The following is a 25604-nucleotide window of genomic DNA, read 5'->3' on the forward strand; positions in this document are numbered from 1 at the left end:
CATCAGAACGGGTATGCCGGGGAGCTGGCAACCAGCCAGCCCCCCGGCATACCCGGTGCGGGTCAGGACAGCGCTGCGATCGCGGTGTCGACCTTGGTGCGGACCTCGTCGGGGAGCGGCGCGTAGCCGATCTCCTCGAGGGACTTCTGGGTGTCGGCAGAGGCGAAGTGCGTCAGGAAGGCCTTGGTGAGGGCCGTCTTGGCGGCGTCCTTGCCCTTGGAGCAGACGATCTCGTAGGTCACCAGCAGGATCGGGTAGGCCCCGGCCTCCTTGGTGGCGTAGTCCATCTTGAGGCGCAGGTCGTTGCCTTCGCCGTCGGCCTTCGCGGCGGACACGGCCTTGCCCACGGAGGCACCGCTGAGCTCGACCGGGCCGGCGCCGTTGTCGATCTGGGCGATGCCCAGCTTGTTGTCCTTGGCGTAGGACCACTCGGCGTAGGTGATGCCACCCTCGGTGGCCTTGACGGCACCGGCGACACCGGCGGACTTCTCCTTGCCCTCACCCTTGCCCAGCCACTTCTTGCCGGGCTCGGAGGTCCAGGCAGCCGGGGCTGCGGCCTTGAGGTACTTGGTGAAGTTCTCGGTCGTGCCCGACTCGTCAGAGCGGAAGAACACCTTGATCGGCTCGCTCGGCAGGGTCACGCCGGCGTTGAGCTTGGCGATCGACGCGTCGTTCCACGTCGTGACCTTGCCGCTGAAGATGTTGGCGGCGACCTCGGGGGTCAGGACGAGCTTGTCGACGCCCTTGACGTTGTAGGAGACCGCGATGGGGCCGGTGACCATCGGCAGGTTCCAGGCGGGGGAGCCGCAGAACTTCGCCGCGGCGTCGGCCTCGATGACCCCGTCCTTCTCAACGGTCTTGAGCGCGGAGTCGGAGCCGGCGAAGTCGACCTGGCCCGCGATGAACTGCTTGATGCCCGCGCCGGAACCGGTCGGGTTGTAGTTGACGGTGGTGCCGGCACACTCGTCCTGGAACGACGCGATGGCCTCTTCGATGGCGTTCTTCTGAGCCGAGGAGCCCTCGCCGTTCAGGGTGCCGCTCTTGGGGCAGGCCGACGTGGTGGTGGAGCTCGAGTCCGACGAACCGCCGGAGCTGCCGGCGTTGTTGTCGGAGCCGCACGCGGTCAGCGCGATCGAGCTGACCAAGGCGACGCTGGCCACCAGGCCAAGACGCTGAATCTTCACGGTGTTCAAACCTTTCCACAGGGGAAAATCAGGGGCGGGCATTCGTACCCGACGCCCCGAAGGTAGGCAGGGCGAGTGACGCAGCGGCCCGCGGAGGGTGAACGGACGGTGAACACCAGTCAGACATTCGAGGTCGCCCCACCGACCCCCCGGGATGCAGTGGGTGAACGAGAGGTCAGGAGTGCGTCAGCACGGGCTCAGCCGCGGGCGTGGTGCGGCGGAAGGTGGCGCTCGACGGCCACCACGCGCGCGGCCGCTCCGGTACCTACGAGGTGGGCGACGAGGACCTCTCCCTTGGCCATCTTGTCGCGGGCCGCAGCCCTCAGCGCTGCCTGGGCCAGGTCGGCCTCCGGCTCGTCGGGAGCAACCTGGGCGAGCAGCAGACCGAGCAGCGCCGGGAGCACCGGTCCGTGGCTGCACAGCGCTGCGGGGGCACCCCGCTCGACCAGCCGCTCGAGGTGCCGGAGGGCGCGAGCCGGCTCCGCGGCATACCCCTCCTCGCTGAGGCCGTCCTTGGTGCGCATCGGCGCCCCGAGCCGCGCCGCGAAGGGGCGCAGGGTGTCGGCGCAGCGCACCGAGGGCGAGCTGACCAACCGCTTGACGCCGTATGCCGCGAGCAGCGGTGCGATGCCCGCCGCGCGTTCCTGCCCGGTGGCGTCGAGGGGGCGCAGCTGGTCGTCCTGCGCCCACGAGCCGCGCCCCACCGCATGGGCGTGACGCACGAGGGCCAACGGCCAGGTGGTCAGGGTCCCGACGTTGTCGGCCCGCACCACCGCGCGCAGCTGGTCACGGTCGCGGGCGTAGTCGAGGCGGTCAGACGCGGCGACCACGTCCAGCCAGCGCACCTCGTCGATCTCGTTCACCAACGGCCCGGCGGGGCTGGTGGCCTCGGCTGCCCAGTAGCGGACCTCCTTGGTCGCCGGCTGGCCCGTTGCGTCGAGCACGGTGTACTCCGCGCCGGGCAGCGGCCGACCCAGCCCGACGGCCAGCGACGTCTCCTCGAGGGTCTCTCGCACGGCGGCGACCGGCCACTCCTCGCCCGGGTCGAGCTTGCCCTTGGCCCACGACCAGTCGTCGTACTTCGGTCGGTGCACCAGCGCGACCTCGAGCTGACCGCGTCGGCGGCGCCACGGGACGGTGCCCGCGGCAGGGATCGGGGCGGTCAACGCCGGCGGGCCTTGCGGCGACGCTTGGCGTGCATCTCGATCATGGCGCTCTGCAGGTCGGCGAGTGGCTCGCCGTCCTCGTCGAAGTTCACCCGCGTCCACCGGCCGTCGCCGGTCAGCCGCCAGTGGGCGTAGGTGTCGCTCATGCCGCGGGCCATCAGCGACTGGAGGTCGGCGATGTGCTGGGGGTCCGCGAGGCGCACCAGCGCCTCGACCCTGCGGTCGAGGTTGCGGTGCATCATGTCGGCGCTGCCGATGTAGACCTGGGGTTCCCCACCACCGCCGAACAGGAACACCCGTGAGTGCTCGAGGAAGCGCCCGAGGACGGAGTGCACCGTGATGGTCTCGGAGAGCCCCGGCACGCCCGGGCGCAGCGAGCAGATGCCGCGCACCCAGATGTCGACGACCACCCCGGCCTGCGAGGCGCGGTAGAGCGCGTCGATGAGCTGCTCGTCGACGATCGAGTTGAGCTTCAGCTGGACCAGGCCCCCGCGCCCTGCCTCCACGTGGTCGATCTCGGCGTCGATGCGTTCGAGCAGCCCGGACCGGACGGACCTCGGTGCCACCAGCAGCCGCTTGAACTTGCTGCGGGGGGCGAAGCCGGACAGCTGGTTGAACAGGCGCGCCAGGTCGTCGCCCACCTGCGGGTCGGAGGTCAGCAGGCCGAAGTCCTCGTAGAGGCGGGCGGTCTTGCCGTTGTAGTTGCCGGTGCCGATGTGGCAGTAGCGGCGCAGGCTGCCGTCCTGCTCCTGGCGCACCACCATGCAGAGCTTCGCGTGGGTCTTGAGCCCGACCATGCCGTAGACGACGTGGACGCCCGCGTGCTCGAGCTTGCGGGCCCAGGAGATGTTGTTCTTCTCGTCGAAGCGCGCCTTGATCTCGACGATGGCCAGCACCTGCTTGCCGGACTCGGCGGCGTCGATGAGGGCGTCGATGATGGGGGAGTCGCCGCTCGTGCGATAGAGGGTCTGCTTGATGGCGAGCACGTTGGGGTCGTTCGCCGCCTGCTCGATGAAGGCCTGGACCGAGGTCGAGAAGGAGTCATAGGGGTGTTGAAGCAGGACGTCCTTGTCGCGGACGATCGGCAGGATCTCCGACGGCTTGGAGCTCTCGGCGGGTGCGAGGTCGGGGTGCATCTGCCCACGGAACGGCGGGTAGCGCAGGTCGGAGCGCTCGAGGTCCGCGACGAGGTTGAGCCCGCGCAGGTCGAGGGGAGCCGGGAGCCGGTAGACCTCGCTGTCGGTGACACCGAGCTCACGGACCAGCATGTCGAGCACGTGGTCGTCGATGGTCTCGTCCACCTCCAGACGGACCGGCGGCCCGAACCGGCGACGGGTGAGCTCCTTCTCCAGCGCGGTGAGGAGGTTCTCGGCGTCGTCCTCCTCGACCTCGAGGTCCTCGTTGCGGGTCACCCGGAAGGTGAAGTGCTCCCGCACCTCCATGCCGGGGAAGAGCATGTCGAGGTGGGCGGCGATGACGTCCTCGAGCGGCACGAACCGAGTGCTGAACAGGTCCGACGTCGACGGCTCGCCGGCCTCGGGCTCGATGTGCAGCAGCCGGGGCAGCAGCGGTGGCACCTTCACCCGGGCGAAGTGCTCCTTGCCCGTCTTGGGGTTGATCAGCACCACCGCGAGGTTGAGCGACAGCCCCGAGATGTAGGGGAACGGGTGGGCCGGGTCGACCGCCAAGGGGGTGAGGACCGGGAAGACGCGGTCCGTGAACAGGCCCGAGTGGAGCGTCTGCTCGGTCTCGCTCAGCTCGTCCCACCGGACGATCGAGATGCCCTCCTCCTCGAGGGCGGGCTGCACCTTTTCCTTGTAGACGAGGGTCTGCATCGCCTGCAGCTCGTGCGCGACGAGCGAGATCTGCTCGAGGACCTCACGGGGCTCGAGACCTGAGGCTGAGCGCACGGCCAGGCCGGTGGCGATGCGACGCTTGAGCCCGGCCACCCGGACCATGAAGAACTCGTCGAGGTTCGACGTGAAGATCGCCAGGAATCGCGCGCGCTCGAGCAGCGGCACCGACTCGTCGGCGGCCAGCTGGAGGACGCGTTCGTTGAACTGCAGCCACGAGATCTCGCGGTCGAGGAACCGGTCGGCCGGCAGTCCGCTGTCGTCCTGGCCCCCCGCGGCGTGGACGACCCGCATGAAGCGCCCGTTGGAAGCCCGCGGCTGCGCGCTGGCGATCGACACCTCGTGGCCGGACTCATCGCCGTCGAAGATCTCGGGCTCGTCCGCGGGGCGGGTCGTCACACTCATGGCGTCATCCTGACAGTGCCGGGTGAACGCGCCGGCTGAACAGCGCGCGAATACATCACGTCGACCATGATGCTGCGAAAACCGAGCCCCGTGTAGGTGCGTATCGCGGCCTGGTTGTCACCGTCGACGTAGAGGACCACCTCGGGAAGTCCCAGCCCCGCGAGGTGGGCCAGCCCCAGCGCCGTCACCGGCCGCCCCAGACCTCGTCCCTGGTATGCCGGGTGCACGCCGACCACGTACACCTCACCCGCCGGTCTGGCCGGGTCGACGGACGAGCGCTCGTCGGGGTCGACCTTGGTCCAGTGGAAGGCTGCGACCGCCCCTGCGGACCGATCCCTGGTGGCGGCGTCGGCCTCGACGAGGATGAACCCGGCCGCGTCGAACCACGGGAGCGCCATCCGTTCCCGGAGGTCGGCCAGCGTCAGGCGCCCCTGCTCGGGGTGGTGCGCGAAGGCCGCGGCGTTGGTCGCCAGCCAGTCCTCCTCGTCGCGGCCGGCCTCGAAGGACCGTGCCGTGAAACCGGGCGGCAGCGCGCTCGCCGCGGGCTCGCGGTCTGCCTCCGTGAGCGGTCGGGCCATCTTGTGCAGCTCACGGACCGCCGTGAGCTGCGCGCTGGCAGCAAGGGCCCGAGCGGCCGGCAGCTGGCCGTGGGCCCACAGCCGGGCCCCGGGCGCAGTCTCGAGGACCGCGTCCACGAGGGCGCGACCGAGGCCCTGACGCCGGAAGTCGGGGTCGACGACGAGCTCACCCGAGCCGTCGTCCCCGGCGGCGGAGTCGAGCTGGGCGTACCCCGCAAGCTGCCGACCGGCATACCCGAGCAGGTGGCGGACCCGGCCACTCGGTGTGGCGAGGGACAGGAGCGACTGCTCCGACACGGGAGCGACGCCGTCGACAGCGGCGGCACGTCGCTGCAGGTCATGAACCTGGGCGACTTGGCTGGCGGTCAAGGTGTCGGCGAGGCGGACGGGAGTCAAGGGCACGTAAAACATTGCACCATGCATCTTCCCTCGCCAAAGATCCGCGGTTAGCGTGCACAGGTCCGGCTACCGCCGGTTTTCCTCCCGCACAAGGACGCACACATGACCTCATCCCGCACCCGACGCCTATCCAGCGTCGTGGCCGTGGCCGCCCTCGCGGCCACCGGTGCGGCCTTCACGGGAGGCAGCACGTCCGCTGCCCCCAACGGGCCGACCATCGACATCCAGCTGCTGTCGTTCAACGACTTCCACGGGAACCTCGAGCCCCCGTCGGGCTCCGGCGGCCGGATCATCACCTCGGACACCTACACCGAGACGTCGAGCACGAACCCGAACACCGGCGTGACCACCTACGCGGTGACCCCCACGACGGTGAACGCCGGTGGAGTCGAGTACCTCGCGGGACACCTCAAGGCCATGCGTCAGGGACACCCGTACACCGCGACCGTCGCAGCGGGCGACATCGTCGGAGCCTCGCCGCTCCTCTCGGCCGCGTTCCACGACGAGCCGAGCATCGAGGCAATGAACAGCCTGGGCCTCGACGTCACAGCCGTGGGCAACCACGAGTTCGACGAGGGGTACAAGGAGCTGCAGCGACTGGCCAACGGTGGCTGCCTCGACGACGGCGCCGGCGCGGCCAACCAGGACTCCTGCCCCGGTGGCAAGAGCTTCGCGGGGGCGTCCTTCCCGATCCTCGCGGCCAACGTCCGCTACAAGGCGACCGGCCAGACGATCCTGCCGGCCACGTGGGTCAAGAACTTCAAGGGAGCCAAGGTCGGCTTCATCGGCATGACCCTCAAGGACACGCCGAACATCGTGACCGCGTCGGGCATCGAGGGACTGGAGTTCACCGACGAGGTGGACACCGCGAACGCGTTGGTCCCCCAGCTCGAGGCGCAGGGCGTCAAGGCGATCGTCGTCCTCATCCACCAGGGTGGCGTCCCCCTGCGGACCGCGACCTACCCCGGCGGGCCCCACACCAACCCGGCCAGCGGTCTGGAGAACCGGTTCGACTCGGCCTGCCCCACGGGCACCAGCACGGGCCTGAACCCCAACACCAGCGCGAGCCCGATCATCCCGATCGCGAGGGCGCTGTCCCCGCAGATCGACATGATCGTCAGCGGCCACACCCACACGCCGTACGTCTGCAGCATCCCCGACCCGGCAGGGCAGCCGCGCCTGGTGACGTCGGCGTCCTCGTTCGGCCGTCTCGTGACCGAGACGACGCTGACCTTCGACCGTCGCACCCAGGACATCGTGCGCAGCTCGGTGGCCGGCAGCAACGTCATCGTCACCCGCGATCCGGCCCTCAAGGACGCGGCGGAGACCAAGATCATCGCCGACTACAAGACCCTCATCGCCCCCATCGCGAGCAAGGTTCTCGGTTCGATCAGCACGGACATCACGACGTCGGCGAGCTCTGCCGGCGAGTCCAAGCTCGGGGACCTCATCGCCGACGCCCAGCTGGCCGACCCGTCGACCATCACCGGTGGCCAGACCCCGGTGATCGCCTTCATGAACCCGGGTGGCATCCGCACCAACCTCACCTACGCGAACAAGTCGTGGAACGAGGCCCCCGGTGAGGTGACCTACGACGAGGCCTTCCAGGTGCAGCCGTTCAACAACTACCTCGTCTCGGTGTCGCTCACGGGCGCACAGATCAAGGAGATCCTGCGCGAGCAGTGGGGTGGTGGTGCGACGACCTCGCCCAACACCACTGCCAGGCCGGTCATCCTGCAGGTGTCGGCGGGCTTCGCCTACAGCTACAGCGACACCCCCACGGGCCGAGTTCTCGGGCCGGTGACCCTGGGTGGTGCCGAGATCAGTGACACGGCCAGCTACCGCGTCGTGACGAACAACTTCGTCGCGGACGGTGGAGACGGCCTTCCCGGCTTCCGGGTCGGCACCGGCAGGTTCTTCGGCGGCCTCGACATCGACGCCTTCGCGAACTACCTGCAGGCGCACTCGCCGTACAGCCCGGTCGCGGACGCCCGGATCACGAAGAACTGAGCACCACGTATGGGCGCGGCAACGCGGCATACGCACTGACGCGGCAACGCGGCATACGGCAACGACGAAGGCGCCCCTCCCGGGAACGGGAGGGGCGCCTTCGGTGTGCAGCTGGCTTCAGGGGCTGAGGGTCGCGGAGCGTTGCAGCGCAACGGGTTCAGGCGTCGGCGTGTGCGTCTTCGCGGGGGAGGTCCTCGGCGGGGACGAACCGGTAGCCCACGTTGCGCACCGTGCCGATGAGCACCTCGTGCTCGGAGCCGAGCTTGGCCCGCAGCCGGCGGATGTGGACGTCGACGGTGCGGGTGCCCCCGTAGTAGTCGTAGCCCCAGACCTCCTGAAGCAGCTGGGCCCGGCTGAACACGCGACCCGGGTGCTGGGCGAGGTACTTGAGGAGCTCGAACTCCTTGTAGGTCAGGTCGAGCAGCCGTCCACGGACACGTGCGGAGTAGGTCGCCTCGTCGATCGTGACGTCGCCCGAGGTGATCTGGACGTCCTCGGGCTCCTGGGTGTCCACGAGTCGGCCTGCCGCCAGCCGAAGCCGGGCCTCGACCTCGGCGGGGCCGGCGGACTCGAGCAGGACCTCGTCGACCCCCCACTCGGCCGTGATGCCCGCCAGGCCGCCCTCGGTGAGGATGGCGATGAGGGGCACGGACATCCCCGTGGCACGGAGCACGCGGCACAGGGAGCGGGCCACCGCCAGGTCGCGGCGGGCGTCCAGCAGGACGGCATCGCAGGGTGGGGCGTCGACCAGCGCAGTCGGCTCGGCCGGGATGATGCGCACGTGGTGGGTGAGCAGACCCAGTGCCGGAAGCACCTCGGCGCTGGGCGCCAAGGCGTTCGTCAGCAGCAACAGACGGGCCATGCCTTGAAAGGATACGGGCGAGGGCCCCCCGGCGGGCCAGTGCACACATGGTGAGACCCTTGTCTCACGGGAAGAGCTCACGAGAAGAGCGCGACAGGAGTCGCCTGAGAGGAGCGTGGGTATGCCGCGTGACGACGATGCGCCGACGGTCACCGTCGGCTCGACCGAGGTTGGCAGTGCCACGGTCCGCAGTGCCACGGTCCGCAGTGCCACGGTCCGGTACTGGGCCGGCGCCCGGGCTGCCGCCGGCGTGGAGACCGACCTCGTGCGTGACTGCGCAACGATCGCCGAGGCCGTGGCGGTGGTCGACGCGCTCCACCCCGGGCTGGCGCCGGTGACGGCAGTGAGCACGCTGCTCCTCGACGGCCGGGCGGCGCACCGCGACGACCCCCTCCCGGACGGTTCGGTGCTGGAGGTACTGCCTCCCTTCGCCGGGGGGTGATGCGAAGATGCCCCTTGTGTCCGACGTCCCCGAGCAGGCGCCCAACAACCCTGCCGTCCCGCTGACCCGGCGCGAGCGTCGAGCCCATGCCCAGACCGCCCCGCCTGCGCTGCCGCGACGAGCCCTGCTCCCGCGACCGCTGTCGATCGCGGCGACGGTGGCCTTTGCCGCCCTGGTGGCACTCACCGGCTATGCGAGCCCCCAGTTCGTGGCGCTCGCCGTGGCGTTGGCCGGGTTGGTGCTCGCCTGGGGATGGCCGCTGCTGCTCAGCCTGCCGAGTCCCCGCGGCACCAGCGCCGTCCTGGCCATCGGCACGCTGCTCATGACGGGGACCGCCCTGCTGACGCGTCACGACCCGTACCTCGAGTGGATGCCGGCCGCGCTCGCCGTCGCGGTCATCGTCGCCTTCCTGCACCAGCTGATGCGCCGTGACGGCCGCCCGCGCCTGACCGAGTCGGTGGCCGCCACGATCTCAGGGCTGGCGATCATCTCGGCGGGCACCACGCTCGCCCCCATTCCGCACGTCCTGGCGGGAGAGCCGGCCCTCGCGGCGGCGATGGCCGGACTGGGAGTCGGTGCCCTCGCCGATCCCTGCGTCTCCATCGCCCGACTGCGGCAGTGGGCGCTCTTCATCGCGATGCTGGTCGGGGGTGGCGCAGCGGTCGTCGTCTCCCTCGTGGCGGGTGACCCGATGCCGGGGCCGGCAGCACTGCTCGGCCTGCTCGCGGCCGCCATCTCGCACGCGGCGCGGCGGGTGCTGGCTCCACTGCCGGCGACGGCCATGCCACGGGCCCAGCTCGCCGTGGCTGCCGCGTCATCCCTGCTCGTCGGCGTGGTCGCCTACCTCGTGGTCCGCTACTTCGTCGCCTGAGCACCGCACTTCCGGCGAGGGTGCCCCACGGCGGGCGCGGGCGCCGCGACTTGTTGCCGCCTGGTGGTCATGGAAGGCCCGGATCGGGGGTCTGGTGACCACCGGGGAGCAACATGTCGCAGGGGGTGGGGACTTGTTGCCGGCTGGTGGTCACCCAGGGCCCGGATCGGGGGTCTGGTGACCACCGGGGAGCAACAAGTCGCAGGGCGTGGCGACCCTTCCCGCGCTGGGAGGTGGGCACGCGGCATACCCAGGCCGTGGGTCTGGCGTCGGGCGCTCGCTGCGGTCAGTAGACGAGGGCCTGGGCCCCGGGCGCGGTGACCTCCTCGACGAACGCCGCCGCCCCACGGATGACCACGCCCGGCACGAGGTCGGCGTCGCTGAGGTCGCGCCGCGCAGCGCACTGGCCGCACACGGTGACCGTCCCGGCTGCCACCACGGCGTCGCGGAGGTCCGCCAGCGGAGCGGCGTGGGCCAGCTCGACCGCCTCCGCCCGACCGGGCACGCCCATCCACGACGCGTCCCCCGTGAGCCACAGACTGACGTCCACCCCGCTGGCCACGGCGGTGGCGGCGACCGTGAATGCCTGGTTGAGGCGTTCGAGCGACTCGGTGCCACAGGTGACCTTGATGACGAGCGTGCGCGGGTCTGTCATGGTCCACAGGCTACGATCTGGCGCGTGCACACGTTCTACATCTCCCTGCTCGCCCTCACGGCCGTGGTGATCACCTGGTTCGCGGGATTCGTCGTCTACCGCCTGGTCAAGACGCCGCGCTGATGCAGTTCACCCTCGACCCCGACCTCCCGCGCGAGCTCGCGCCCCTGGCCTGGCTGATCGGCCGCTGGGAGGGCGCCGGCGTCGTCGGCTACCCCACGATCGAGTCGGCCAACTTCGGGCAGGAGATCGAGGTGACGCACGACGGCCGCCCGTTCCTGGCGTGGCACAGCCGCACCTGGCTGCTCAACGAGGCGGGCGACAAGGTGCGACCGCTGGCGACCGAGCTCGGCTTCTGGCGGCCCTTCCCCGACGGCGAGGTCGAGTTCCTCCTGACCCACCCGACGGGCATCGTCGAGCTCTACTACGGCAAGGCCGAGCCGGCCAAGATCGAGCTGCGCACCGATGGAGTGCTGCGCAGCCCCCAGGCCAAGGAGTACAACGCCGCCACCCGGCTGTACGGCCTCGTCAACTCCAACCTCATGTGGGCGATGGACATGGCCGCCGTCGGTCAGCCGCTCCAGAGCCACCTGTCCGCCGAGCTCAAGCGCGTCGGCTAGGGCCCACCGATGTCGTCGACACCAGCGCGGATCCTCACGGTCTGCACCGGCAACATCTGCCGGTCGCCGTTCCTCGAACGCGCGCTGCAGGCGGAACTTGACCGATCGTGGGGCCCCGGCGCCGTCGAGGTGTCCAGCGGTGGCACCGGCGCGCTGCCCGGCCACGCGATGGAGGACCAGGCGCGGGCGCACCTGGAGAGCCAGGGGTATGCCGCGAACGGTTTCCTCGCTCGCGACCTCACGCAGTCGATGGTCGCCGAGGCCGACATCGTGCTCACCGCCACCCGCGCGCACCGGGGCAAGGTGGCCATGCTGCACCCCAAGGCGCTGCGCTACGTCTTCGCCTTCCGCGAGTTCGCCGACCTGGTCTCGGGGCTGGAGGACTCGGTCGTGCAGATCCCGTCCGACTCGGCCCGGGAGCACATCGTCCGCGTCGTCGCCCTGGCAGCAGGCCAGCGGGGGATGCGGGCGCCGCTGAGTGACGCCGAGGCCGACATCGTCGACCCGTACCGCCGGCCCCCGCAGGTCTTCGAGGACATGACCGGCCAGATCATGGGCTCGCTGCCCGCGGTGGCCCGAGCCCTCGGGAGGCCGTGATGCCCCGCCTGGGTGAACGAGCCGGCATCGTCGGGTTGGGCGCCTTCCTGGTCGTGGACGTGCTGCTGGTGGCCTTCGCGATCAACAGCACGCGTCAGCCGGTCGACCAGGGTGGCTCCACCATCAACACCGGCGTGGTCGGCTCGGCGTCATCCTCCAAGACGAGTACGTCCACGAGCGGCACGACCACGTCGGACCCGAGCACGCCCAGCGTCGAGGTCGCCCCGTTGACGCAGGGGGTCGTGGCGTTCGACAAGAACAGCGCCTTCCGCTTCACGACGGGCACCTGCAAGTCGGGCGGCTCCAAGCTCGAGCTGACCCGCAACGCCGGAGCGACCTGGGGCCCCCGGGCGGTCCCCTTTGACGCCATCGTCCGCGTCCGCGTGCGACCCAATGGTTCGGCCTTCGTCGTCGGCGCCGACTCCGCCACCGACTGCACCCCGGCCATTCGCCAGGCAGGTGCCCTCGACGCGGACTTCGGGGACTCGGTGGTCGTGAAGGATGCGTGGTTCCGCGACCCGAGGGCGGCCGCCTCGATCGGTCTGCCCACGGGCGGCACGGGCAAACCGTGTGGCTCCGGCCCCGTGATCGACCTTGCGGTGGTGGACAGCGGCGCCGCAGCCCTGTGCCCGGACGGACGGGTGAGGGTGAGCACCTCCGGCGGGCGCTGGGACACGTCGGCCACCGTTGCCGGTGCGCTCGCCCTGGCGCTCAACGCCAAGGGCCGCGCGTTCGTCGCGCTCCCCGGTGCGGACTCGTGCAGCGGCGTCGCGGTCGTCGACGCCGCCAAGCCCACCTCGGCCCTGGGCTGTGCTGAGGCAGACCTCACCAAGGTCGAGCCGGGAACCGTCGCGCTGTCGGTGACGTCCGGCTCCGGCTGGCTCCTCGTGGGAGACGCCGTCTACCTCGCCGGCGGCGACCTCGCGACCTGGAAGAAGAGCTGAGCGGCCGCTGACGCCGCTACGGCGTGTGGGTGACGTCCTGGTAGGTGCCCATCGCGTCGTTCTGCAGCGCCTCGCCGAGGGCCTGCATCCCGGGCTCGTCGACGATGTCGATGGATGCACCGGCGGGTGAGGTGCCGAAACCGGTGAACGGCGCCGTCACGAACGCGATGTCCGAACCACGCAGGTTGCGCAGGGACAAGGCCTCGCTGCGCATCTTGCTCACCGTGAAGGCGTCATCGACCGTGAGGTTCGCCGTGCCCGCTTCCACGAACTGCGCCAACCTGACCGGGTTGGTCAGGACGCTCTTGCTCAGGGACTTGAGCATCAGGGCCTTGATGAAGGCCTGCTGGCGTCGGCCGCGCGAGATGTCGCCCTCGCTGAGATCCTTGCGCTCGCGGACGAAGGCGAGCGCCTCCGCACCAGTCATCTGCTGGTAGCCCTTGGTGAACGTGTAGCCGTCCGAGCTGCTCGACTCCTCGACGTACACGTTGACGCCGCCCACGGCATCGGTCATGTTCTTGAAGCCCTCGAAGCCCACCAGGGTCACGTGGTCGATCGGCACCCCGACGAGGCCCTGGAGCGTCTGGACCAGCAGCGGCGCACCCCCGTAGGCGAAGGCCGCGTTGATCTTGTCCTTGCCGTGGCCGGGGACGCTGACGTAGAGGTCGCGCGGGAAGTGCACCAGCGTGACGGTCTTGCGGTCACTCGCGACGTGCATGAGCACGATGACGTCGGAACGGGCGCCGGCCAGCCCTGCGCGGGCGTCGGACCCGATGAACAGGATGTTCTGCGCCTGCTTCGCCGCGGGCTTCTTCGTCGGGGCGGGCGCGGCACCGCTGACTCCCGGTGTCGGGAGCAGGGACTCGTGCTGGACGTTTGCGGTCACCGTGTGGTTGAGGAAGAGCAGGTATGCCGCGATGCCCCCGACCACGATCAGGACCACGAGCGCCAGGATGACGGCCAGGGTCCGCCGAAGGCGCGAACGCTTCTGGGGCGCCTTCGGGGGCGTGGACTGGGTGTCTGCGAATTGGTCGAGCACCCGGACAGTGTAGGTAGCGCCCGAGCGCACTCGTGACAGAACTCGCCCGAGGGGCCCGTCACAGAACCGTAGAGTGGGATGGTGCAGGACGTCGGCGAGCGGTTGCGGGCCCAGGGGCGGCGGATGACGCCGCAGCGGCAGCGGGTGCTCGACGCCGTCGCCCAGCTGGGGCACGCCACGCCCGAGGACGTCGTCGCCCAGGTGGCCCGCGACGGGGGTCCGGCCCTGGCGCCGTCGACCGTCTACCGCGCCTTGGACGCCCTCGAGTCGCTGCGGGTCGTGGGACACACCCACCTCGACCACCGGGCGCCGAGCTACCACCTCGCAGACCACGCCGACCACATCCACCTCGTCTGCCGCACCTGCGGCCGCGTGCAGGAGTGCCCCAAGGAGTACGCCGAGGGCTTCGCGGGGAATGTTCTGGCCGGTTCCGGCTTTGTTGCTGACGTGACACACATGGCGATCCACGGAGAGTGCGGCACATGCGCGACGCGCTAGGGACGACCACCGAGCCCGGTATGCCGGCGGTGACGCCCTCCGTGCTGCTCGGCCACGGCGGTGCCGTGGAGGGTGACGGTCCCGATGCAGGGGTCGCCGCCCACTACGGCGATCCGCTCCGCGAGCAGCGCCTCCTCTCCGAGGGGCTGGCCGTCGTCGACCTGTCCCACAGGGGGGTCGTCACCGTGACCGGACCCGACCGGTTGTCCTGGCTCCACTCGATCACGAGCCAGCAGCTGACGGGCCTGGGGCCGCGGCAGTCACGCGAGGCGCTGGTGCTGACACCCAAGGGCCACGTAGAGCACAACCTCCACCTCGTCGACGACGGTGAGACGACGTGGATCACCACCGAGCCCGGACGGTCGGCGGCCCTGGTCGGCTGGCTGGACTCGATGCGCTTCATGCTCAGGGTCGAGGTGGCCGACGTGACGTCCGAGTGGGCCGTCCTCGGCGAGCCGTCAGGGCTGGAGTCCCAGCCCGGGGAGCGCCTGGCCTGGCGAGACCCCTGGCCCGACCTCGTGGGTGACACCGCGGCATACGGACCGGTCGAGGGGCACCCGGCACTCGGGCGCACCTGGCGTGAGGTCCTGGTCGAGCGGCCGGGACTGGCAGAGGCGGTCGCCGACTGCGACCTCGCCGGCACGTGGGCATGCGAGGCGCTGCGCGTCGCGGCCTGGCGTCCGCGCCTGGGCTTCGAGACCGACCACCGCACCATCGCCCACGAGGTGGACTGGCTCCGCACGGCGGTGCACCTGCACAAGGGCTGCTACCGAGGCCAGGAGACGGTGGCTCGCGTGCACAACCTCGGTCGCCCACCGCGGCGACTGGTCTTCCTGCACCTCGACGGGTCGGGGCACACGCTGCCCGATCGCGGCGCAGCGGTGATGGCCGGTGACCGTCAGGTGGGTCAGCTGACCTCGGTGGCCAGGCACTTCGAGGACGGCCCGGTCGGACTGGCGCTGGTGAAGCGGAACACCCCGGTCGACGACGTCCTCGACATCGACGGCGTCAGCGCCAGCCAGGTCGTGGTCGTCGCGCCCTAGTCGCTTGGCCGCGCGCCGCGCGCTAGTCGTGCGGTAGGCGCCCGAGCAGGCGACGGTGAAGGGTCAGACCTTGACGGCGTGGGCGTGGCGGTCGCGGGTGCGTTCCTTGCGACTGCGCGCCTGGGTGAGCGGTGCGTAGCCCTCGCCGTAGTAGTAGCTCTCGGCGTTCGCGCCACGGGTCGGGATCCTGTTGACCACGAGGCCCAGGACGTTGCCGTTGACCGCGTGGACGGACATCAGGGCCCGGGTCAGCTGCTCACTGTTGACGACTCCGCAGCCGACCACGAGCACGACCCCCCCGGTGAGGGTGCTCAGCACGGTGGCGTCAGTGACGGGCAGGACCGGCGGGGCGTCGATGATGACGTAGTCGAACATCTCCTCGAGCCGGCTGATGGTGCGCGACATCGTCTCCGACCCGAGCAGCTCACTGGGGTTGGGCGGGATCTGACCGGCGCCGAGGACCTGGACACCCGTGTCGCCGAACGGCTGGAGCACGTCCACCAGGTCGGCCTGGCCGATGAGGACGTTGGTCAGGCCGACGGAACCCTCCAAGCCCATGTAGTTCAGCAGCCGCGGTCGACGCAGGTCCGCCTCGATGATGCAGACCCGGGCGCCCGCGGCAGCCATGCTGATGGCGAGGTTGGCCGTCGTCGTCTTCTTGCCCTCGGCGGGGAGCGAGGAGGTGAACACGATCGAGCGAGGGTGGTTGGCGGCGTCGACGAACTGCAGGTTCGTGCGCAGGGCCCGGAAGGCCTCGGCGCGGGGTCCGTGCGGGTCGGACTGCACGATGAGCGGGTTCTTGGGGCCCTCCGGATCGTAGGTGATCCCGCCGATGATCGTCTCGTCGACCGCGTCGGTCACGTCGCGTTCGCTCTTGATGGAGGTGTCGAAGGTGTCGCGGAGCAGGGCGACGCCGAGTCCGACGAGCAGACCCAGGACCACACCGAGGCCGATGTTGCGCACCGGGTTCGGGCTGATCGGGCTCACGGGCACCGACGGCGGCCGGACGACCGACACCTTGACCGGGCTCACGGAGTCGTCGTTGACGCGCTCGAGCTCAAGGATGCTGGTCGAGAACTGCTTCCCCACGGCGCTGGCGATTCGCGCGGCCTGCTCGGGGTTGCCGTCCGACACGAGCACGTCGATCAGGACGGTGTCGAGGGGGACGCTGGCCGTGATGCGGGAGCCGAGCTGGTCGGCAGTGCCGGAAAGTCCGAGGCTCTTGATGACCGGATCGAGCACGGTCGGCGTCGTGATCAGGTCTGAGTAGGACTTGACGCGCTGCTGGGTGAACGTGTTGCCCTGCAGCAGCTGGGTGGAGTCCTGACCGCCCGAGGTGGACACGAACAGCTGGGTGCGCGCCTGGTACGTCTTGGGGCTCCACAGGGTGAGCAACGCAGCCAGGCCCACCATCAGGAGAGTCACGGCAGCGATGGCACGCCAGCGCTTGCGCACGACCCGGTAGTAGTCGTGAAGGTCCACGGTCCTGCTTTCACTGTCGGGGCGCGGTCGATGGGCCCCGGTTGGTTTCGGCTGTGAGCGCCGACAGTCTCCCACACAACGCCTGAGGAGCCGGGTTTCCGCTGCTGGAGCGGCCGTGGTGATGGCGCTGGGCGTGGCTGCCATGATGGCGCCCATGGCTCCCACGACCGGCACCCTGATCACCGTCGCGCCCACCGGTGCGGAACTCGCCAAGGCCGACTTCCCACAGCTGCCCACGACGCTCGACGAGCTCGTCGAGACGGCCGTGGCGTGTGAGCGGGCGGGTGCCTCGATGATCCACCTGCACATCCGTGACGGCGAGCACCGACCGACGCTGGACCCAGGTCACCTGAAGGCCGCCGTGGAGGCACTCCGGGAGCGGACCTCGCTGGTCATCCAGCTGTCGACCGGGGGCAGCGTGCACGACCCGCTCGACCAGCGGCTCACGGTCCTGGACGCAGAGCCCGACTCCTGCTCGCTCACCTGCGGCACCACGAACTTCGGCGACGACGTCTTCCTCAACCCCTACGGCTTCATGTCCGACCTCTACGTGCAGGCCCAGGAGCGCGAGGTGGTCCCGGAGTTCGAGCTGTTCGACCTGGGCCACGTCGCGTCGCTGGCCCGCCTCATCGACACCCACGGCCTCCCGTTCGGCGGCAAGGTGCACGTGGACTTCGTGACCGGTGTGCCCGGAGGTATGCCGGGTACACCTGCTGCGCTGTTGGCCGGCGTGGCGATGCTCCCGCCCGAGGTCACCTCCTGGTCCGCGACGGGGATCGGTCGCAGCCACCTGCCCGTCGCGGCAGCGGCCCTCGCGGCCGGCGGCCACCTGCGGGTGGGGATGGAGGACAACGTGGTCTTCGCCCGCGGCATACCCGTCGAGCACAACTCCCAGCTCGTGGAGCGGGCCGCGCACCTCGCAGAGGTGATGCAGCGCCCCGCGCTGTCGACCGAGGACGCGCGCCTCATGCTGGGCGTGAAGGACCGCCGCTGAGACCGGCACCCGAGTCCCCGACTTGTTGCCAGCCGGTCGTCACGGAGCCGCCGCAGGCACTGGTTGGTGACGATCTCCGCGCAGGAAGTCACCCTGTGATGGGGAACACGCTGCCTCCAGTTTGCATTCTGCTAACTGGAGCAAGCACACTGGGGGCATGAGCCGAATCCCGTTGCCGCTCCCCGGCAACAACCTGGGTGACTACCTGCGCGAGCAGCGTCAGTCCGCCCGGCTCTCGCTGCGCCAGCTCTCCGAGCTCGCCGGTGTGTCCAACCCCTACCTCTCGCAGATCGAGCGGGGCCTGAAGAAGCCCAGCGCCGAGATCCTCCAGCAGCTCGCCAAGGGCCTCGAGGTCTCGGCGGAGTCGCTCTACGTCCGGGCCGGGATCCTCGACGAGCGCCACGGCGACGCCCATGCGACGCCCGGCGCCGAGTTCGACACCAGGGCCGTCATCGGCGCCGACCCGCAGCTCACCGACCGTCAGAAGGCGGCGCTGCTCGACATCTACGACTCGTTCGTGGGCGTCGGCAGCAAGCCCGGCACCACCCGTACCAAGACCCCTCGTAACAAAGGAGCATGACATGGCATTCGTTGCCGACATCCGCAAGACCGTCACCGACACCACTCCCGTCTTCGCCGCGGTCGGCCTGGCCGACCTCGCCGTCGAGAAGGTGCGCGACGCCCGCGTCAAGGCCACCGTCAAGGCCACCGGCGTCCGTGTCGACCTCGACCCCGCCGCGCTGCAGACCAAGGCCCAGGTCCGCGTGACCGAGGTTGCCGAGCAGGCCCAGGAGCTCCCGGCCCTCGCCCTCAACCGCAGCCTCGAGCTGGCCGGCAAGGCGCAGGAGACCTACGAGACCGTCGCTGCCCGTGGCGAGAAGCTCGTCAAGCGCGTCCGCACCCAGAAGTCGACCAAGGACCTGCTCGCGCAGGCCGAGGCAACCTTCGCCCTGGGCAAGGGTGCCGTCACGACCGTGCGCAAGTCCGCCACGGACATCCAGCGCTCGGCCAAGGCCACGCTGACCACCGGTCGCAAGGAGGCCGCTGTCGCCGCCGACGCCATCGCCGACTCGATCGTCGTCGAGGCCACGGAGGCCGGCACCGCGGTGAAGCAGTCCGCCACCCGCACGCGCACCGCCGCCAAGCGCACCGCGACCACCACGAAGAAGGCCGCCGCCAAGAGCACGTCCGCCACCAAGGGCGCGACCACCAGCGCGAAGAAGACGGCCACCGCCACCAAGAAGGCTGCCACCACGGCCGCCACGAAGGTCGGCGACTGACCAACCCCAAGCCAATCGGCCCTCTCCCGTGATCCGGGAGGGGGCCGTTTGCCTGTCCCGGCTGAGGCGCTCCACCCCGGAACGGTGACCTTCACCCCGGAACCGTTCCGGGGTGAAGCACGCCCTTGTCCCTTGACCCGATAAAGGTGGGGCGGGGGAGGTGGGGTGGGCGGTGGCTAGGCTCGCCGGGTGAGCACGCCGCAGACAGCCACCCCGCCCGCCCTCGACAACGCGCCGGTCCTCGCCCACTACGTGCGCGGCGGTTTCGTCGAGTCCGCGCACCGCGCCTCCGTGGTCGCCACCGCGCCCGACGGCAGCCACCTGCTGGCGCTCGGTGCCGTCGACGACCCGATCTTCCCGAGGTCGTCGAACAAGCCGATCCAGACCCTGGCCATGGTGCGTGCAGGTCTGCGTGTGCCGCCCGAGCACCTCGCGCTCGCGTCCGCCAGCCACTCCGGCGAGGAGTTCCACGTCGAGGCCGTGCGCGAGATGCTCGCCGCTGCGGGACTGACCGAAGCCGCCCTCCAGAACACGCCGGACTACCCGGTCAACGAGGCGGCGCGCGAGGCGGTGATCCGTTCAGGCGGGGCCAAGACGCCCATCATGCAGAACTGCTCGGGCAAGCATGCGGCGATGCTGGCCACGTGTGTCGTCAACGGCTGGGACACCAAAACCTACCGCGACCCGAATCACCCACTGCAGCAAGCGATTTCGCGGACACTCGCCGAGCTGACGGATGACGAGATCACGGCAGTGGCCGTCGACGGCTGTGGCGCGCCGGTGATGGCTGTGACGCTCGCGGGGCTCGCCCGGGCCTTCGGCCGGATGGCCGCTGCCGACCCGGCGACGCACGAGGGCGAGGTCGCAGACGCCATCCGTGCCAACCCGGCATACCTCGGGGGCAGTGACCGTGACGTGACCGCCCTCATCGAGGCCACCCCCGGCCTCATCGCCAAGGACGGTGCCGAGTCCGTGTATGCCGTGGGGCTCGCCGACGGGCGCGGCGTGGCCGTCAAAGTCGCCGACGGCTACCCCCGGGCGAAGCCGGTGATCCTGGCCGCCGCGCTGCGGCGGCTCGGCGTCGAGTCGCCCGCCCTGGCCCAGCTCGAGAACTCTCCCGTGCTCGGGCACGGCGAGGTCGTCGGCGGCATCGTCGCCGTCAACATCTGAGGCGACGTGCGCGCCGTCCTGCAGCGGGTGACGAGCGCCTCCGTCTCGGTCGAGGGCGAGGTCGTGGGAGCAGTCGACCGGCCGGGGCTGGTGGCGCTGGTCGGTGTGACCCACGACGACGGGCCCGACCAGGTCGAGGCGCTGGCCCGCAAGATCAGCGAGCTGCGGATCCTGCGCGACGAGCGTTCGGTGCTCGACGACGGTGCGCCGGTGCTGGTCGTCAGCCAGTTCACGCTGTACGCCGACACGCGAAAGGGGCGGCGGCCGTCGTGGAACAACGCGGCGCCGGGCCCGGTCGCGGAGCCGCTCGTGGACGCTGTCGTCGCGGCCCTCCGTGCTCGAGGGGTGGAGGTTGCCACCGGCCGGTTTGGGGCCATGATGGAGGTCACCCTCGTCAATGACGGTCCAGTCACCCTGGTCGTGGACGTCTGACCCTTAGGCTGTGCACATGTTCTCCGCGCTCGGTTCCGCACAGGGCATCGTGATCCTGCTGCTCAGTCTCGCGGCCTTCGCGGCCGAAGTCTTCGCGCTGGTCGACGCCCTGCGCCACCGCCCGGACGCGTTCATCGCGGCAGGCAAGCGCACCAAGAAGTTCTGGACCATCGTCACGGGTGTCGCGGTCCTGCTCGGGTTCATCTCGGTGGCGAACTCGATCACCCTGTTCTCGGTCGGGCTCATCGCCATCGTCGGGGCGGGCATCTACCTCGCCGACGTGCGTCCAGCGCTGCAGCAGGTCAGCGGCAGCGGCCGCGGAGGGCAGCACATGGGGCCGTACGGACCGTGGTGACCCGAGACATGTCGGCCCTGCCCGACCCGCGCGACGGCATCTTCACGGTGGAGCGGCCCTGGGGGAACTTCCAGCAGTTCGTCGCCAACGAGCCCGTCACCGTCAAGATCATCACGGTCGACCCGGGCCACCGGCTGTCGCTGCAGACCCACGACCACCGGGGGGAGTTCTGGCAGGTCCTGGACGTCCCGATCGAGGTCACCGTCGGGGACCGCACGTGGACTGCCGCGCCCGGCGAGCCGGTCTGGGTGCCGTGCAACGCGGTGCACCGGATGGCCAACAAGGGCGACCAGCCGGGCCGGCTGCTCGAGATCGCCTTCGGTGACTTCGACGAGGCCGACATCGTCCGCCTCGAGGACGACTACGCCCGCGACGCCTGACCCACGGGGGCGACGGCCGACCAGTCGACGGTGACCTCGCCGAGGCGCCACCTCGCCGGCCCGTCCTGGACCGGCCAGCCGTCCTCACGCACGGCGTCCACCGCCGCCAGGAAGCGTTGCCGAACGCCGAAGCTCGCGTGGTGGGCCGCATGGCTCCACGCCCTGTCCAGCGCCTGGAGCCACCCGTGGACCGGCTCCCCGTCGACGTTGCGGTGGATGAGCGACTTGGGCAGCCGCTCGGCGATGTCGGAGGGGCGGTCGAGCCCCCGCAGTCGCCACGACAGGCTCAACGACACTGGGCCGGTCCGATCGACGGCGATCCACGCACTGCGTCGACCGAGCTCGTCACACGTGCCGTCGACGAGCAGGCCGTCGGGGGAGAGCCGTTGCTGCACGGTCGCCCACGCCTCGGCCACCTCTGTCTCGTCGTACTGCCGCAGCACGTTGAACGCGCGGACGATGGTCGCCTGACGCCCGTCGATCGGTACCTCGAAACCACCGAGCCGGAACGAGAGCCCCTCACGCTCGAGGGGCCGGCCCAGCGCCACCCGCTCAGGCTCGATCTCGATCCCCACGACCCGGACATCAGGACGCACCCGCCGCATGCGGTCGTGCAGCTCGACAGCCGTCACCGGGGAGGCGCCGTACCCGAGGTCCACCACGACCGGCATACCGACGGCCCGCCGCAGGCGCCAGGCCTGGGGGCCGGCCAACCAGCGGTCGACCCGGCGCAACCGGTTGGGGTTGGTGGTGCCGCGGGTGATGGTGCCCACCGGTCGCTGCACAGCCACGCGCGCAGCCTACGCGGCGACGCACCCTAGGCTGGGCAGGTGCGAGGCCGGGAGCGTGACATCAGCCGCAGCATGGTCGCGCTGGTGGCTTCGCTCGCCGCCCTCGCGCTGCTCGGCCTCGTCACGAACGTGCCCGGCTGGCTGGGCCACGGCGAAGGCTTCGTCGACGTCGCTCCGGGCCTGCTGACGGTCGACGCCGAGGCCAAGGGGGTGGCGACCCTGGGTGGCGGCGTGACCGTGTCGCTCTACTCCGACGGACTGCGGATCAACCGCGAGAACGACCTGCTGCTCCAGACCGTGATCGGGGGGTCGATGCTGTCGGCCGTCGAGGGGAGTGCCACGACGGACGCAGCCGGGACGAAGGAGCGGGTCACCCGCAGCTACGACAACCTGACCATCACCGAGCTGGTCTTCCTGCCGGGCCGGGCGACGTACTTCGGCAGGCTCAGCGACGGGTCGCGCTCGCTGCCCGTGACGCTGCGGATCGAGTCGGCGGGAGGGCTGGTCAGGGTCGGCGCCTCGGTCAACGGTGCCGACGGAGTCGTCTGGCACCTCGACCGCGAACCCCTGACGGTCGGCATCCGTCCCGGCCTCCCCGCCGTGAACCTTCGCGACTCGGCGGCCTGGATCGACCCGGGAGCGGTCGAGGGGCGGGCCGTCTTCACGACCCTGCTGCGGACCGACATCGGGGTCGGCCCGCAGCGGGTGGCTCGAGGCGTCGACATCCGCGCGGCCGGGCGCACCGACATCCACGTCTGGTCCGACTCGTGCTCGTTGTCGGTGTCGTCCCAGGCCCGTCCGGCGCCGCAGCCGTCTCGATCGCGCGGCTGAGCACGGCCTGGGCTGGGCGCCGCGTCGGCTGAGCACGGCGCCGGGCTGACCACCGGCGTCGTGGGCCCCAGCGGCTGCGTGGCAGACTCGCAACATGGGCTGCTGCGAACGCATCGACCGCGTCGCGATGCTGAGCGTCCACACCTCCCCGCTGGAGCAACCGGGCACCGGTGACGCGGGYGGGATGAACGTCTACGTCGTCGAGGTGGCGCACCAGCTGGCCAGGCGCGGCGTCGAGGTCGAGATCTTCACCCGCACCACGACGGCGGACCTGCCCCCCACGGTCGAGATGGAGCCGGGCGTCACCGTCCGTCACGTCACCGCGGGTCCCTACGAGGGGCTCGGCAAGGACGACCTCCCCGGGCAGCTGTGTGCTTTCGCCGCCGGGGTGATGCGCACCGGAGCCCACGAGGCCGAGGGCCACTACAGCCTGGTCCACTCGCACTACTGGCTGTCCGGCCAGGTGGGGTGGCTGGCCGCCGACCGCTGGCAGGTGCCGCTCGTCCACACCATGCACACCATGGCGCGGGTCAAGAACCTCCACCTCGCCGACGGTGACACCCCCGAGCCCCCTGGTCGCGAGATCGGTGAGGTCCAGGTCGTGGAGGCGGCGGACCGCCTCATCGCCAACACCCTGGGCGAGCGCCACGAGCTGATCGACCTGTATGCCGCGGAGCCCGACAAGGTGGTCGTCGTGCCTCCGGGCGTGGACCTGTCGCTGTTCTCGCCGGGTGACCGTCGCGCGGCGCGTGCCGCCGTGGGCCTGCCGCAGGACGCCAAGGTGCTGCTCTTCGTCGGACGGATCCAGCCCCTCAAGGCGCCCGAGGTGCTCATCAAGGCGGCGGCCGAGCTCCTGGCGCGGCACCCGCACTGGTCCGGCGAGCTGGTCGTCGCCGTCCTCGGCGGTCCGTCCGGTTCCGGCCTGGCGCACCCGCGAGGGTTGCAGGAGCTGGCCGAGGGACTCGGCATCAGCGCGCAGGTGCGGTTCGTGCCGCCGGTGCCCAGGACCGACCTGGCTGACTGGTACCGCGCCGCCGATCTCGTGTCGGTGCCGTCGCACTCGGAGTCCTTCGGACTGGTCGCCGTCGAGGCGGAGGCGTGCGGGACCCCGGTCGTCGCTGCCGATGTCGGCGGTCTGCCCACTGCGGTCGGGGATGCCGGGATCCTGGTCGACGGCCACGACCCCCACACGTGGTCCCTGGCCCTCGAGTCCCTGCTGCTGGACCCGCAGCGAAGAGAAGACCTGAGCCGCAAGGCGGTGCAGCACGCGGCGCTGTTCGGCTGGGACCGCACGACCGAGCGGCTCTACGAGGTCTACGTCGAAGCGTGTCGGGCCAAGAGCTACTCCAACGACACTCCCTCGCCCAACGGCTCACTGGCCGGGGTGCCTGCGGCGGTGGTCCCGTGAGCCAGCTGGTGTCCGCGATCGAGGGATACCTCGCTGGGGCCGAGATCGAGTGGGAGCAGGGTGCCCGCGAGGGTGAGTTCGTCCTCACGCTGCCGGGCGAGCAGAAGCTCAAGACCGTCGTCTCACTGGTGGCGGGGGCTGACGCCCTCTCGGTGTCGGCCTTCGTCATTCGCAACCCGGACGAGAGCCACGAGACCTTCTACCGCTACCTCTTGCGCAAGAACCTGCGCCTTCCGGGGCTCGCCTACTCGGTCGACAAGTCCGGCGACGTCTATGTGACCGGACGCGTCCCCGCGGGCGGGGTCGACGCGGCATACCTCGACCAGGTCCTGGGAGTCGTGCTGGAAGCCGCGGACGCGCACTTCAACGAGCTGCTCGCGATCGGCTTCGTCACGAGCATGCAGAAGGAGTGGGACTGGCGGGTGTCGCGGGGGGAGTCCCTGCGCAACCTCGAGGCGTTCCGCCACCTGCTGGAGCACGACTGAGCGGTGGCGCGTTGCCTCGCTAGGCTGGCCCGCATGGCATACACCCTCATCCTGCTGCGCCACGGGCACTCCGACTGGAACGCCAAGAACCTCTTTACCGGCTGGGTCGACGTCGACCTGAACGACCAGGGTCGCGAGGAGGCCGTCAACGGTGGAAACCTGCTGAGGGACAAGGGAGTTCTGCCCACCGTCGTGCACACGTCGGTGCTTCGGCGCGCCATCAACACGGCGAACCTCGCACTCGACGCAGCGGACCGGCACTGGATCCCGGTCAGGCGCGACTGGCGGCTCAACGAGCGCCACTACGGCGCGCTCCAGGGGCTCGACAAGGCGGCCACGCGCGACAAGTACGGCGACGAGCAGTTCATGCTGTGGCGGCGGTCGTTCGACACGCCGCCGCCGCCGATCGAGGCCGGGTCCGAGTTCGACCAGAGCGGCGACCCGCGCTACGCCGGCATCGACGTGCCGCGGACCGAGTGCCTCAAGGACGTCATCGAGCGGTTCATGCCCTACTGGGAGGGGCCGATCCAGGACGACCTGCGGTCCGGTGAGACGGTGCTGGTCACGGCCCACGGCAACAGCCTGCGCGGACTGGTCAAGCACCTCGACGGCATCAGCGACGAGGACATCGCCGCCCTGAACATCCCGACCGGCCAGCCGCTCGTCTACACCCTCGGTGAGGACTTCATGCCGACCAAGCCGGGGGAGTACCTCGACCCCGAGGCCGCCGCCGAGGCCGCCGCAGCCGTCGCCAACCAGGGCCGCTAGCGCGCCGACGTCTGACGCAAAACGGCCGTTGCGCTGCGAAACGGGGTCTACAACTCCCGTTT

The 25604-nt window shown here is 70.5% G+C and carries 28 protein-coding genes; 19 read left to right on the plus strand and 9 right to left on the minus strand.

Annotation, left to right across the window (positions count from 1 at the left end):
- Window positions 1-62 precede the first annotated feature (62 nt).
- The 4 genes from pstS to mshD form a co-directional block, all read right to left on the minus strand.
- The gene (gene pstS, locus AC1DXJ_RS12040) at window positions 63-1184 is read right to left on the minus strand and encodes a phosphate ABC transporter substrate-binding protein PstS (protein ID WP_477637069.1); all 1122 of its coding nucleotides are present in this window, start codon (window positions 1182-1184) and stop codon (window positions 63-65) included.
- Window positions 1185-1381: 197 nt separating this feature from the next.
- Window positions 1382-2350 carry an NUDIX hydrolase gene (locus AC1DXJ_RS12045; RefSeq protein ID WP_477613993.1) on the minus strand — a complete coding sequence of 323 codons (969 nt, stop codon included), beginning with the start codon at window positions 2348-2350 and terminating at the stop codon, window positions 1382-1384.
- Entirely contained in the window at window positions 2347-4608 is a 2262-nt protein-coding gene (locus tag AC1DXJ_RS12050; protein WP_477637070.1) for an RNA degradosome polyphosphate kinase, read from the minus strand. The genes AC1DXJ_RS12045 and AC1DXJ_RS12050 overlap by 4 nt, the downstream gene beginning before the upstream one ends.
- Window positions 4605-5588, minus strand: a complete 984-nt coding sequence (gene mshD / locus AC1DXJ_RS12055) for a mycothiol synthase (RefSeq protein ID WP_477637071.1) — start codon at window positions 5586-5588, stop codon at window positions 4605-4607. The genes AC1DXJ_RS12050 and mshD overlap by 4 nt, the downstream gene beginning before the upstream one ends.
- Before the next feature lie 99 nt (window positions 5589-5687).
- On the opposite strand from mshD, the gene AC1DXJ_RS12060 reads away from it, so the two are divergent.
- Window positions 5688-7595, plus strand: a complete 1908-nt coding sequence (locus AC1DXJ_RS12060) for a bifunctional metallophosphatase/5'-nucleotidase (protein WP_477613990.1) — start codon at window positions 5688-5690, stop codon at window positions 7593-7595.
- Between the two features lie 157 nt (window positions 7596-7752).
- Here AC1DXJ_RS12060 and AC1DXJ_RS12065 read toward each other — a convergent pair whose 3' ends face one another.
- Entirely contained in the window at window positions 7753-8457 is a 705-nt protein-coding gene (locus AC1DXJ_RS12065) for a winged helix-turn-helix transcriptional regulator (protein WP_477613989.1), read from the minus strand.
- A 121-nt stretch (window positions 8458-8578) separates the two neighbouring features.
- Between AC1DXJ_RS12065 and AC1DXJ_RS12070 the strand changes: the two genes are divergently transcribed.
- The gene (locus AC1DXJ_RS12070; RefSeq protein WP_477613988.1) at window positions 8579-8899 is read left to right on the plus strand and encodes a MoaD/ThiS family protein; all 321 of its coding nucleotides are present in this window, start codon (window positions 8579-8581) and stop codon (window positions 8897-8899) included.
- Between the two features lie 7 nt (window positions 8900-8906).
- Window positions 8907-9770 (plus strand): hypothetical protein, encoded by an 864-nt coding sequence (locus AC1DXJ_RS12075; protein WP_477637072.1) that lies wholly within the window; start codon window positions 8907-8909, stop codon window positions 9768-9770.
- A gap of 286 nt (window positions 9771-10056) precedes the next feature.
- Here the strand turns inward: AC1DXJ_RS12075 and AC1DXJ_RS12080 are convergent, their stop codons facing one another.
- Window positions 10057-10425, minus strand: a complete 369-nt coding sequence (locus tag AC1DXJ_RS12080) for a DsrE family protein (protein WP_477637073.1) — start codon at window positions 10423-10425, stop codon at window positions 10057-10059.
- 122 nt (window positions 10426-10547) lie between these two features.
- Here AC1DXJ_RS12080 and AC1DXJ_RS12085 point away from each other — a divergent pair, with 122 nt between their 5' ends.
- From AC1DXJ_RS12085 to AC1DXJ_RS12095, 3 genes are read left to right on the plus strand one after another with little or no spacing between them, the layout of a single operon-like run.
- Window positions 10548-11045, plus strand: a complete 498-nt coding sequence (locus AC1DXJ_RS12085) for a heme-binding beta-barrel domain-containing protein (protein WP_477613985.1) — start codon at window positions 10548-10550, stop codon at window positions 11043-11045.
- A gap of 9 nt (window positions 11046-11054) precedes the next feature.
- A complete protein-coding gene (locus AC1DXJ_RS12090) occupies window positions 11055-11642 on the plus strand; it encodes an arsenate reductase/protein-tyrosine-phosphatase family protein (RefSeq protein WP_477637074.1) in 588 nt (195 codons plus the stop codon).
- Window positions 11642-12586, plus strand: a complete 945-nt coding sequence (locus AC1DXJ_RS12095) for a hypothetical protein (protein ID WP_477637075.1) — start codon at window positions 11642-11644, stop codon at window positions 12584-12586. Before AC1DXJ_RS12090 ends, AC1DXJ_RS12095 begins: the two co-directional genes overlap by 1 nt.
- A 16-nt stretch (window positions 12587-12602) precedes the next feature.
- Here AC1DXJ_RS12095 and AC1DXJ_RS12100 read toward each other — a convergent pair whose 3' ends face one another.
- Complete coding sequence (locus AC1DXJ_RS12100) at window positions 12603-13625, minus strand: LCP family protein (protein ID WP_477613982.1); 1023 nt, start codon at window positions 13623-13625, stop codon at window positions 12603-12605.
- A gap of 78 nt (window positions 13626-13703) precedes the next feature.
- Here AC1DXJ_RS12100 and AC1DXJ_RS12105 point away from each other — a divergent pair, with 78 nt between their 5' ends.
- Together AC1DXJ_RS12105 and ygfZ are read left to right on the plus strand one after the other, a co-directional pair.
- Window positions 13704-14123, plus strand: a complete 420-nt coding sequence (locus AC1DXJ_RS12105; RefSeq protein WP_477637076.1) for a Fur family transcriptional regulator — start codon at window positions 13704-13706, stop codon at window positions 14121-14123.
- The gene (ygfZ, locus tag AC1DXJ_RS12110; protein ID WP_477637077.1) at window positions 14108-15166 is read left to right on the plus strand and encodes a CAF17-like 4Fe-4S cluster assembly/insertion protein YgfZ; all 1059 of its coding nucleotides are present in this window, start codon (window positions 14108-14110) and stop codon (window positions 15164-15166) included. Before AC1DXJ_RS12105 ends, ygfZ begins: the two co-directional genes overlap by 16 nt.
- A 63-nt stretch (window positions 15167-15229) precedes the next feature.
- On the opposite strand, the gene AC1DXJ_RS12115 is transcribed toward ygfZ, so the two are convergent.
- A complete protein-coding gene (locus AC1DXJ_RS12115) occupies window positions 15230-16648 on the minus strand; it encodes a tyrosine-protein kinase domain-containing protein (RefSeq protein ID WP_477637078.1) in 1419 nt (472 codons plus the stop codon).
- A 154-nt stretch (window positions 16649-16802) separates the two neighbouring features.
- On the opposite strand from AC1DXJ_RS12115, the gene AC1DXJ_RS12120 reads away from it, so the two are divergent.
- The 7 genes from AC1DXJ_RS12120 (at window position 16803) to AC1DXJ_RS12150 (ending at window position 21259) form a co-directional block, all read left to right on the plus strand.
- Window positions 16803-17642 (plus strand): beta-keto acid cleavage family enzyme, encoded by an 840-nt coding sequence (locus AC1DXJ_RS12120; RefSeq protein WP_477613978.1) that lies wholly within the window; start codon window positions 16803-16805, stop codon window positions 17640-17642.
- A 157-nt stretch (window positions 17643-17799) separates the two neighbouring features.
- Complete coding sequence (locus AC1DXJ_RS12125; RefSeq protein WP_477624440.1) at window positions 17800-18222, plus strand: helix-turn-helix domain-containing protein; 423 nt, start codon at window positions 17800-17802, stop codon at window positions 18220-18222.
- Between the two features lies 1 nt (window position 18223).
- The gene (locus AC1DXJ_RS12130; protein ID WP_477613976.1) at window positions 18224-18922 is read left to right on the plus strand and encodes a hypothetical protein; all 699 of its coding nucleotides are present in this window, start codon (window positions 18224-18226) and stop codon (window positions 18920-18922) included.
- A gap of 189 nt (window positions 18923-19111) precedes the next feature.
- Window positions 19112-20092, plus strand: coding sequence for an asparaginase (locus AC1DXJ_RS12135; RefSeq protein WP_477637079.1), 981 nt, complete (start codon window positions 19112-19114; stop codon window positions 20090-20092).
- 6 nt (window positions 20093-20098) lie between these two features.
- A complete protein-coding gene (gene dtd / locus AC1DXJ_RS12140) occupies window positions 20099-20524 on the plus strand; it encodes a D-aminoacyl-tRNA deacylase (RefSeq protein ID WP_477637080.1) in 426 nt (141 codons plus the stop codon).
- Window positions 20525-20540: 16 nt separating this feature from the next.
- On the plus strand, window positions 20541-20879 hold the full coding sequence (locus AC1DXJ_RS12145) for a DUF2516 family protein (protein ID WP_477624437.1): 339 nt from the start codon (window positions 20541-20543) through the stop codon (window positions 20877-20879).
- Between the two features lie 8 nt (window positions 20880-20887).
- The gene (locus AC1DXJ_RS12150; RefSeq protein WP_477637081.1) at window positions 20888-21259 is read left to right on the plus strand and encodes a phosphomannose isomerase type II C-terminal cupin domain; all 372 of its coding nucleotides are present in this window, start codon (window positions 20888-20890) and stop codon (window positions 21257-21259) included.
- Here the strand turns inward: AC1DXJ_RS12150 and AC1DXJ_RS12155 are convergent.
- A complete protein-coding gene (locus AC1DXJ_RS12155; RefSeq protein ID WP_477637098.1) occupies window positions 21241-22044 on the minus strand; it encodes a class I SAM-dependent methyltransferase in 804 nt (267 codons plus the stop codon). The two genes, AC1DXJ_RS12150 and AC1DXJ_RS12155, sit on opposite strands and share 19 nt — an antisense overlap.
- Before the next feature lie 45 nt (window positions 22045-22089).
- Between AC1DXJ_RS12155 and AC1DXJ_RS12160 the strand changes: the two genes are divergently transcribed.
- The 4 genes from AC1DXJ_RS12160 (at window position 22090) to AC1DXJ_RS12175 (ending at window position 25542) form a co-directional block, all read left to right on the plus strand.
- Complete coding sequence (locus AC1DXJ_RS12160) at window positions 22090-22881, plus strand: hypothetical protein (RefSeq protein ID WP_477637082.1); 792 nt, start codon at window positions 22090-22092, stop codon at window positions 22879-22881.
- Between the two features lie 94 nt (window positions 22882-22975).
- Window positions 22976-24289: a D-inositol-3-phosphate glycosyltransferase gene (gene mshA / locus AC1DXJ_RS12165; protein WP_477637083.1), complete on the plus strand. Its 1314-nt coding sequence runs from the start codon at window positions 22976-22978 to the stop codon at window positions 24287-24289.
- A complete protein-coding gene (locus tag AC1DXJ_RS12170; RefSeq protein ID WP_477637084.1) occupies window positions 24286-24774 on the plus strand; it encodes a YbjN domain-containing protein in 489 nt (162 codons plus the stop codon). Before mshA ends, AC1DXJ_RS12170 begins: the two co-directional genes overlap by 4 nt.
- 33 nt (window positions 24775-24807) lie before the next feature.
- Window positions 24808-25542: a phosphoglyceromutase gene (locus tag AC1DXJ_RS12175; RefSeq protein ID WP_477637085.1), complete on the plus strand. Its 735-nt coding sequence runs from the start codon at window positions 24808-24810 to the stop codon at window positions 25540-25542.
- Window positions 25543-25604: the final 62 nt, after the last annotated feature.

This window comes from Pedococcus sp. P2_D9 (assembly GCF_056404275.1).

Coding starts and splice junctions, on each gene's coding strand:
- AC1DXJ_RS12120 (WP_477613978.1), top strand. CDS start 16,803: ATGGCTCCCACGACCGGCACCCTGATCACCGTCGCGCCCACCGGTGCG.
- AC1DXJ_RS12130 (WP_477613976.1), top strand. CDS start 18,224: ATGGCATTCGTTGCCGACATCCGCAAGACCGTCACCGACACCACTCCC.
- AC1DXJ_RS12105 (WP_477637076.1), top strand. CDS start 13,704: ATGGTGCAGGACGTCGGCGAGCGGTTGCGGGCCCAGGGGCGGCGGATG.
- AC1DXJ_RS12090 (WP_477637074.1), top strand. CDS start 11,055: ATGTCGTCGACACCAGCGCGGATCCTCACGGTCTGCACCGGCAACATC.
- AC1DXJ_RS12070 (WP_477613988.1), top strand. CDS start 8,579: ATGCCGCGTGACGACGATGCGCCGACGGTCACCGTCGGCTCGACCGAG.
- ygfZ (WP_477637077.1), top strand. CDS start 14,108: ATGCGCGACGCGCTAGGGACGACCACCGAGCCCGGTATGCCGGCGGTG.
- AC1DXJ_RS12080 (WP_477637073.1), bottom strand. CDS start 10,425: ATGACAGACCCGCGCACGCTCGTCATCAAGGTCACCTGTGGCACCGAG.
- AC1DXJ_RS12085 (WP_477613985.1), top strand. CDS start 10,548: ATGCAGTTCACCCTCGACCCCGACCTCCCGCGCGAGCTCGCGCCCCTG.
- AC1DXJ_RS12060 (WP_477613990.1), top strand. CDS start 5,688: ATGACCTCATCCCGCACCCGACGCCTATCCAGCGTCGTGGCCGTGGCC.
- AC1DXJ_RS12095 (WP_477637075.1), top strand. CDS start 11,642: ATGCCCCGCCTGGGTGAACGAGCCGGCATCGTCGGGTTGGGCGCCTTC.
- AC1DXJ_RS12175 (WP_477637085.1), top strand. CDS start 24,808: ATGGCATACACCCTCATCCTGCTGCGCCACGGGCACTCCGACTGGAAC.
- AC1DXJ_RS12145 (WP_477624437.1), top strand. CDS start 20,541: ATGTTCTCCGCGCTCGGTTCCGCACAGGGCATCGTGATCCTGCTGCTC.
- AC1DXJ_RS12125 (WP_477624440.1), top strand. CDS start 17,800: ATGAGCCGAATCCCGTTGCCGCTCCCCGGCAACAACCTGGGTGACTAC.
- AC1DXJ_RS12050 (WP_477637070.1), bottom strand. CDS start 4,608: ATGAGTGTGACGACCCGCCCCGCGGACGAGCCCGAGATCTTCGACGGC.
- AC1DXJ_RS12065 (WP_477613989.1), bottom strand. CDS start 8,457: ATGGCCCGTCTGTTGCTGCTGACGAACGCCTTGGCGCCCAGCGCCGAG.
- AC1DXJ_RS12150 (WP_477637081.1), top strand. CDS start 20,888: ATGTCGGCCCTGCCCGACCCGCGCGACGGCATCTTCACGGTGGAGCGG.
- AC1DXJ_RS12075 (WP_477637072.1), top strand. CDS start 8,907: ATGCCCCTTGTGTCCGACGTCCCCGAGCAGGCGCCCAACAACCCTGCC.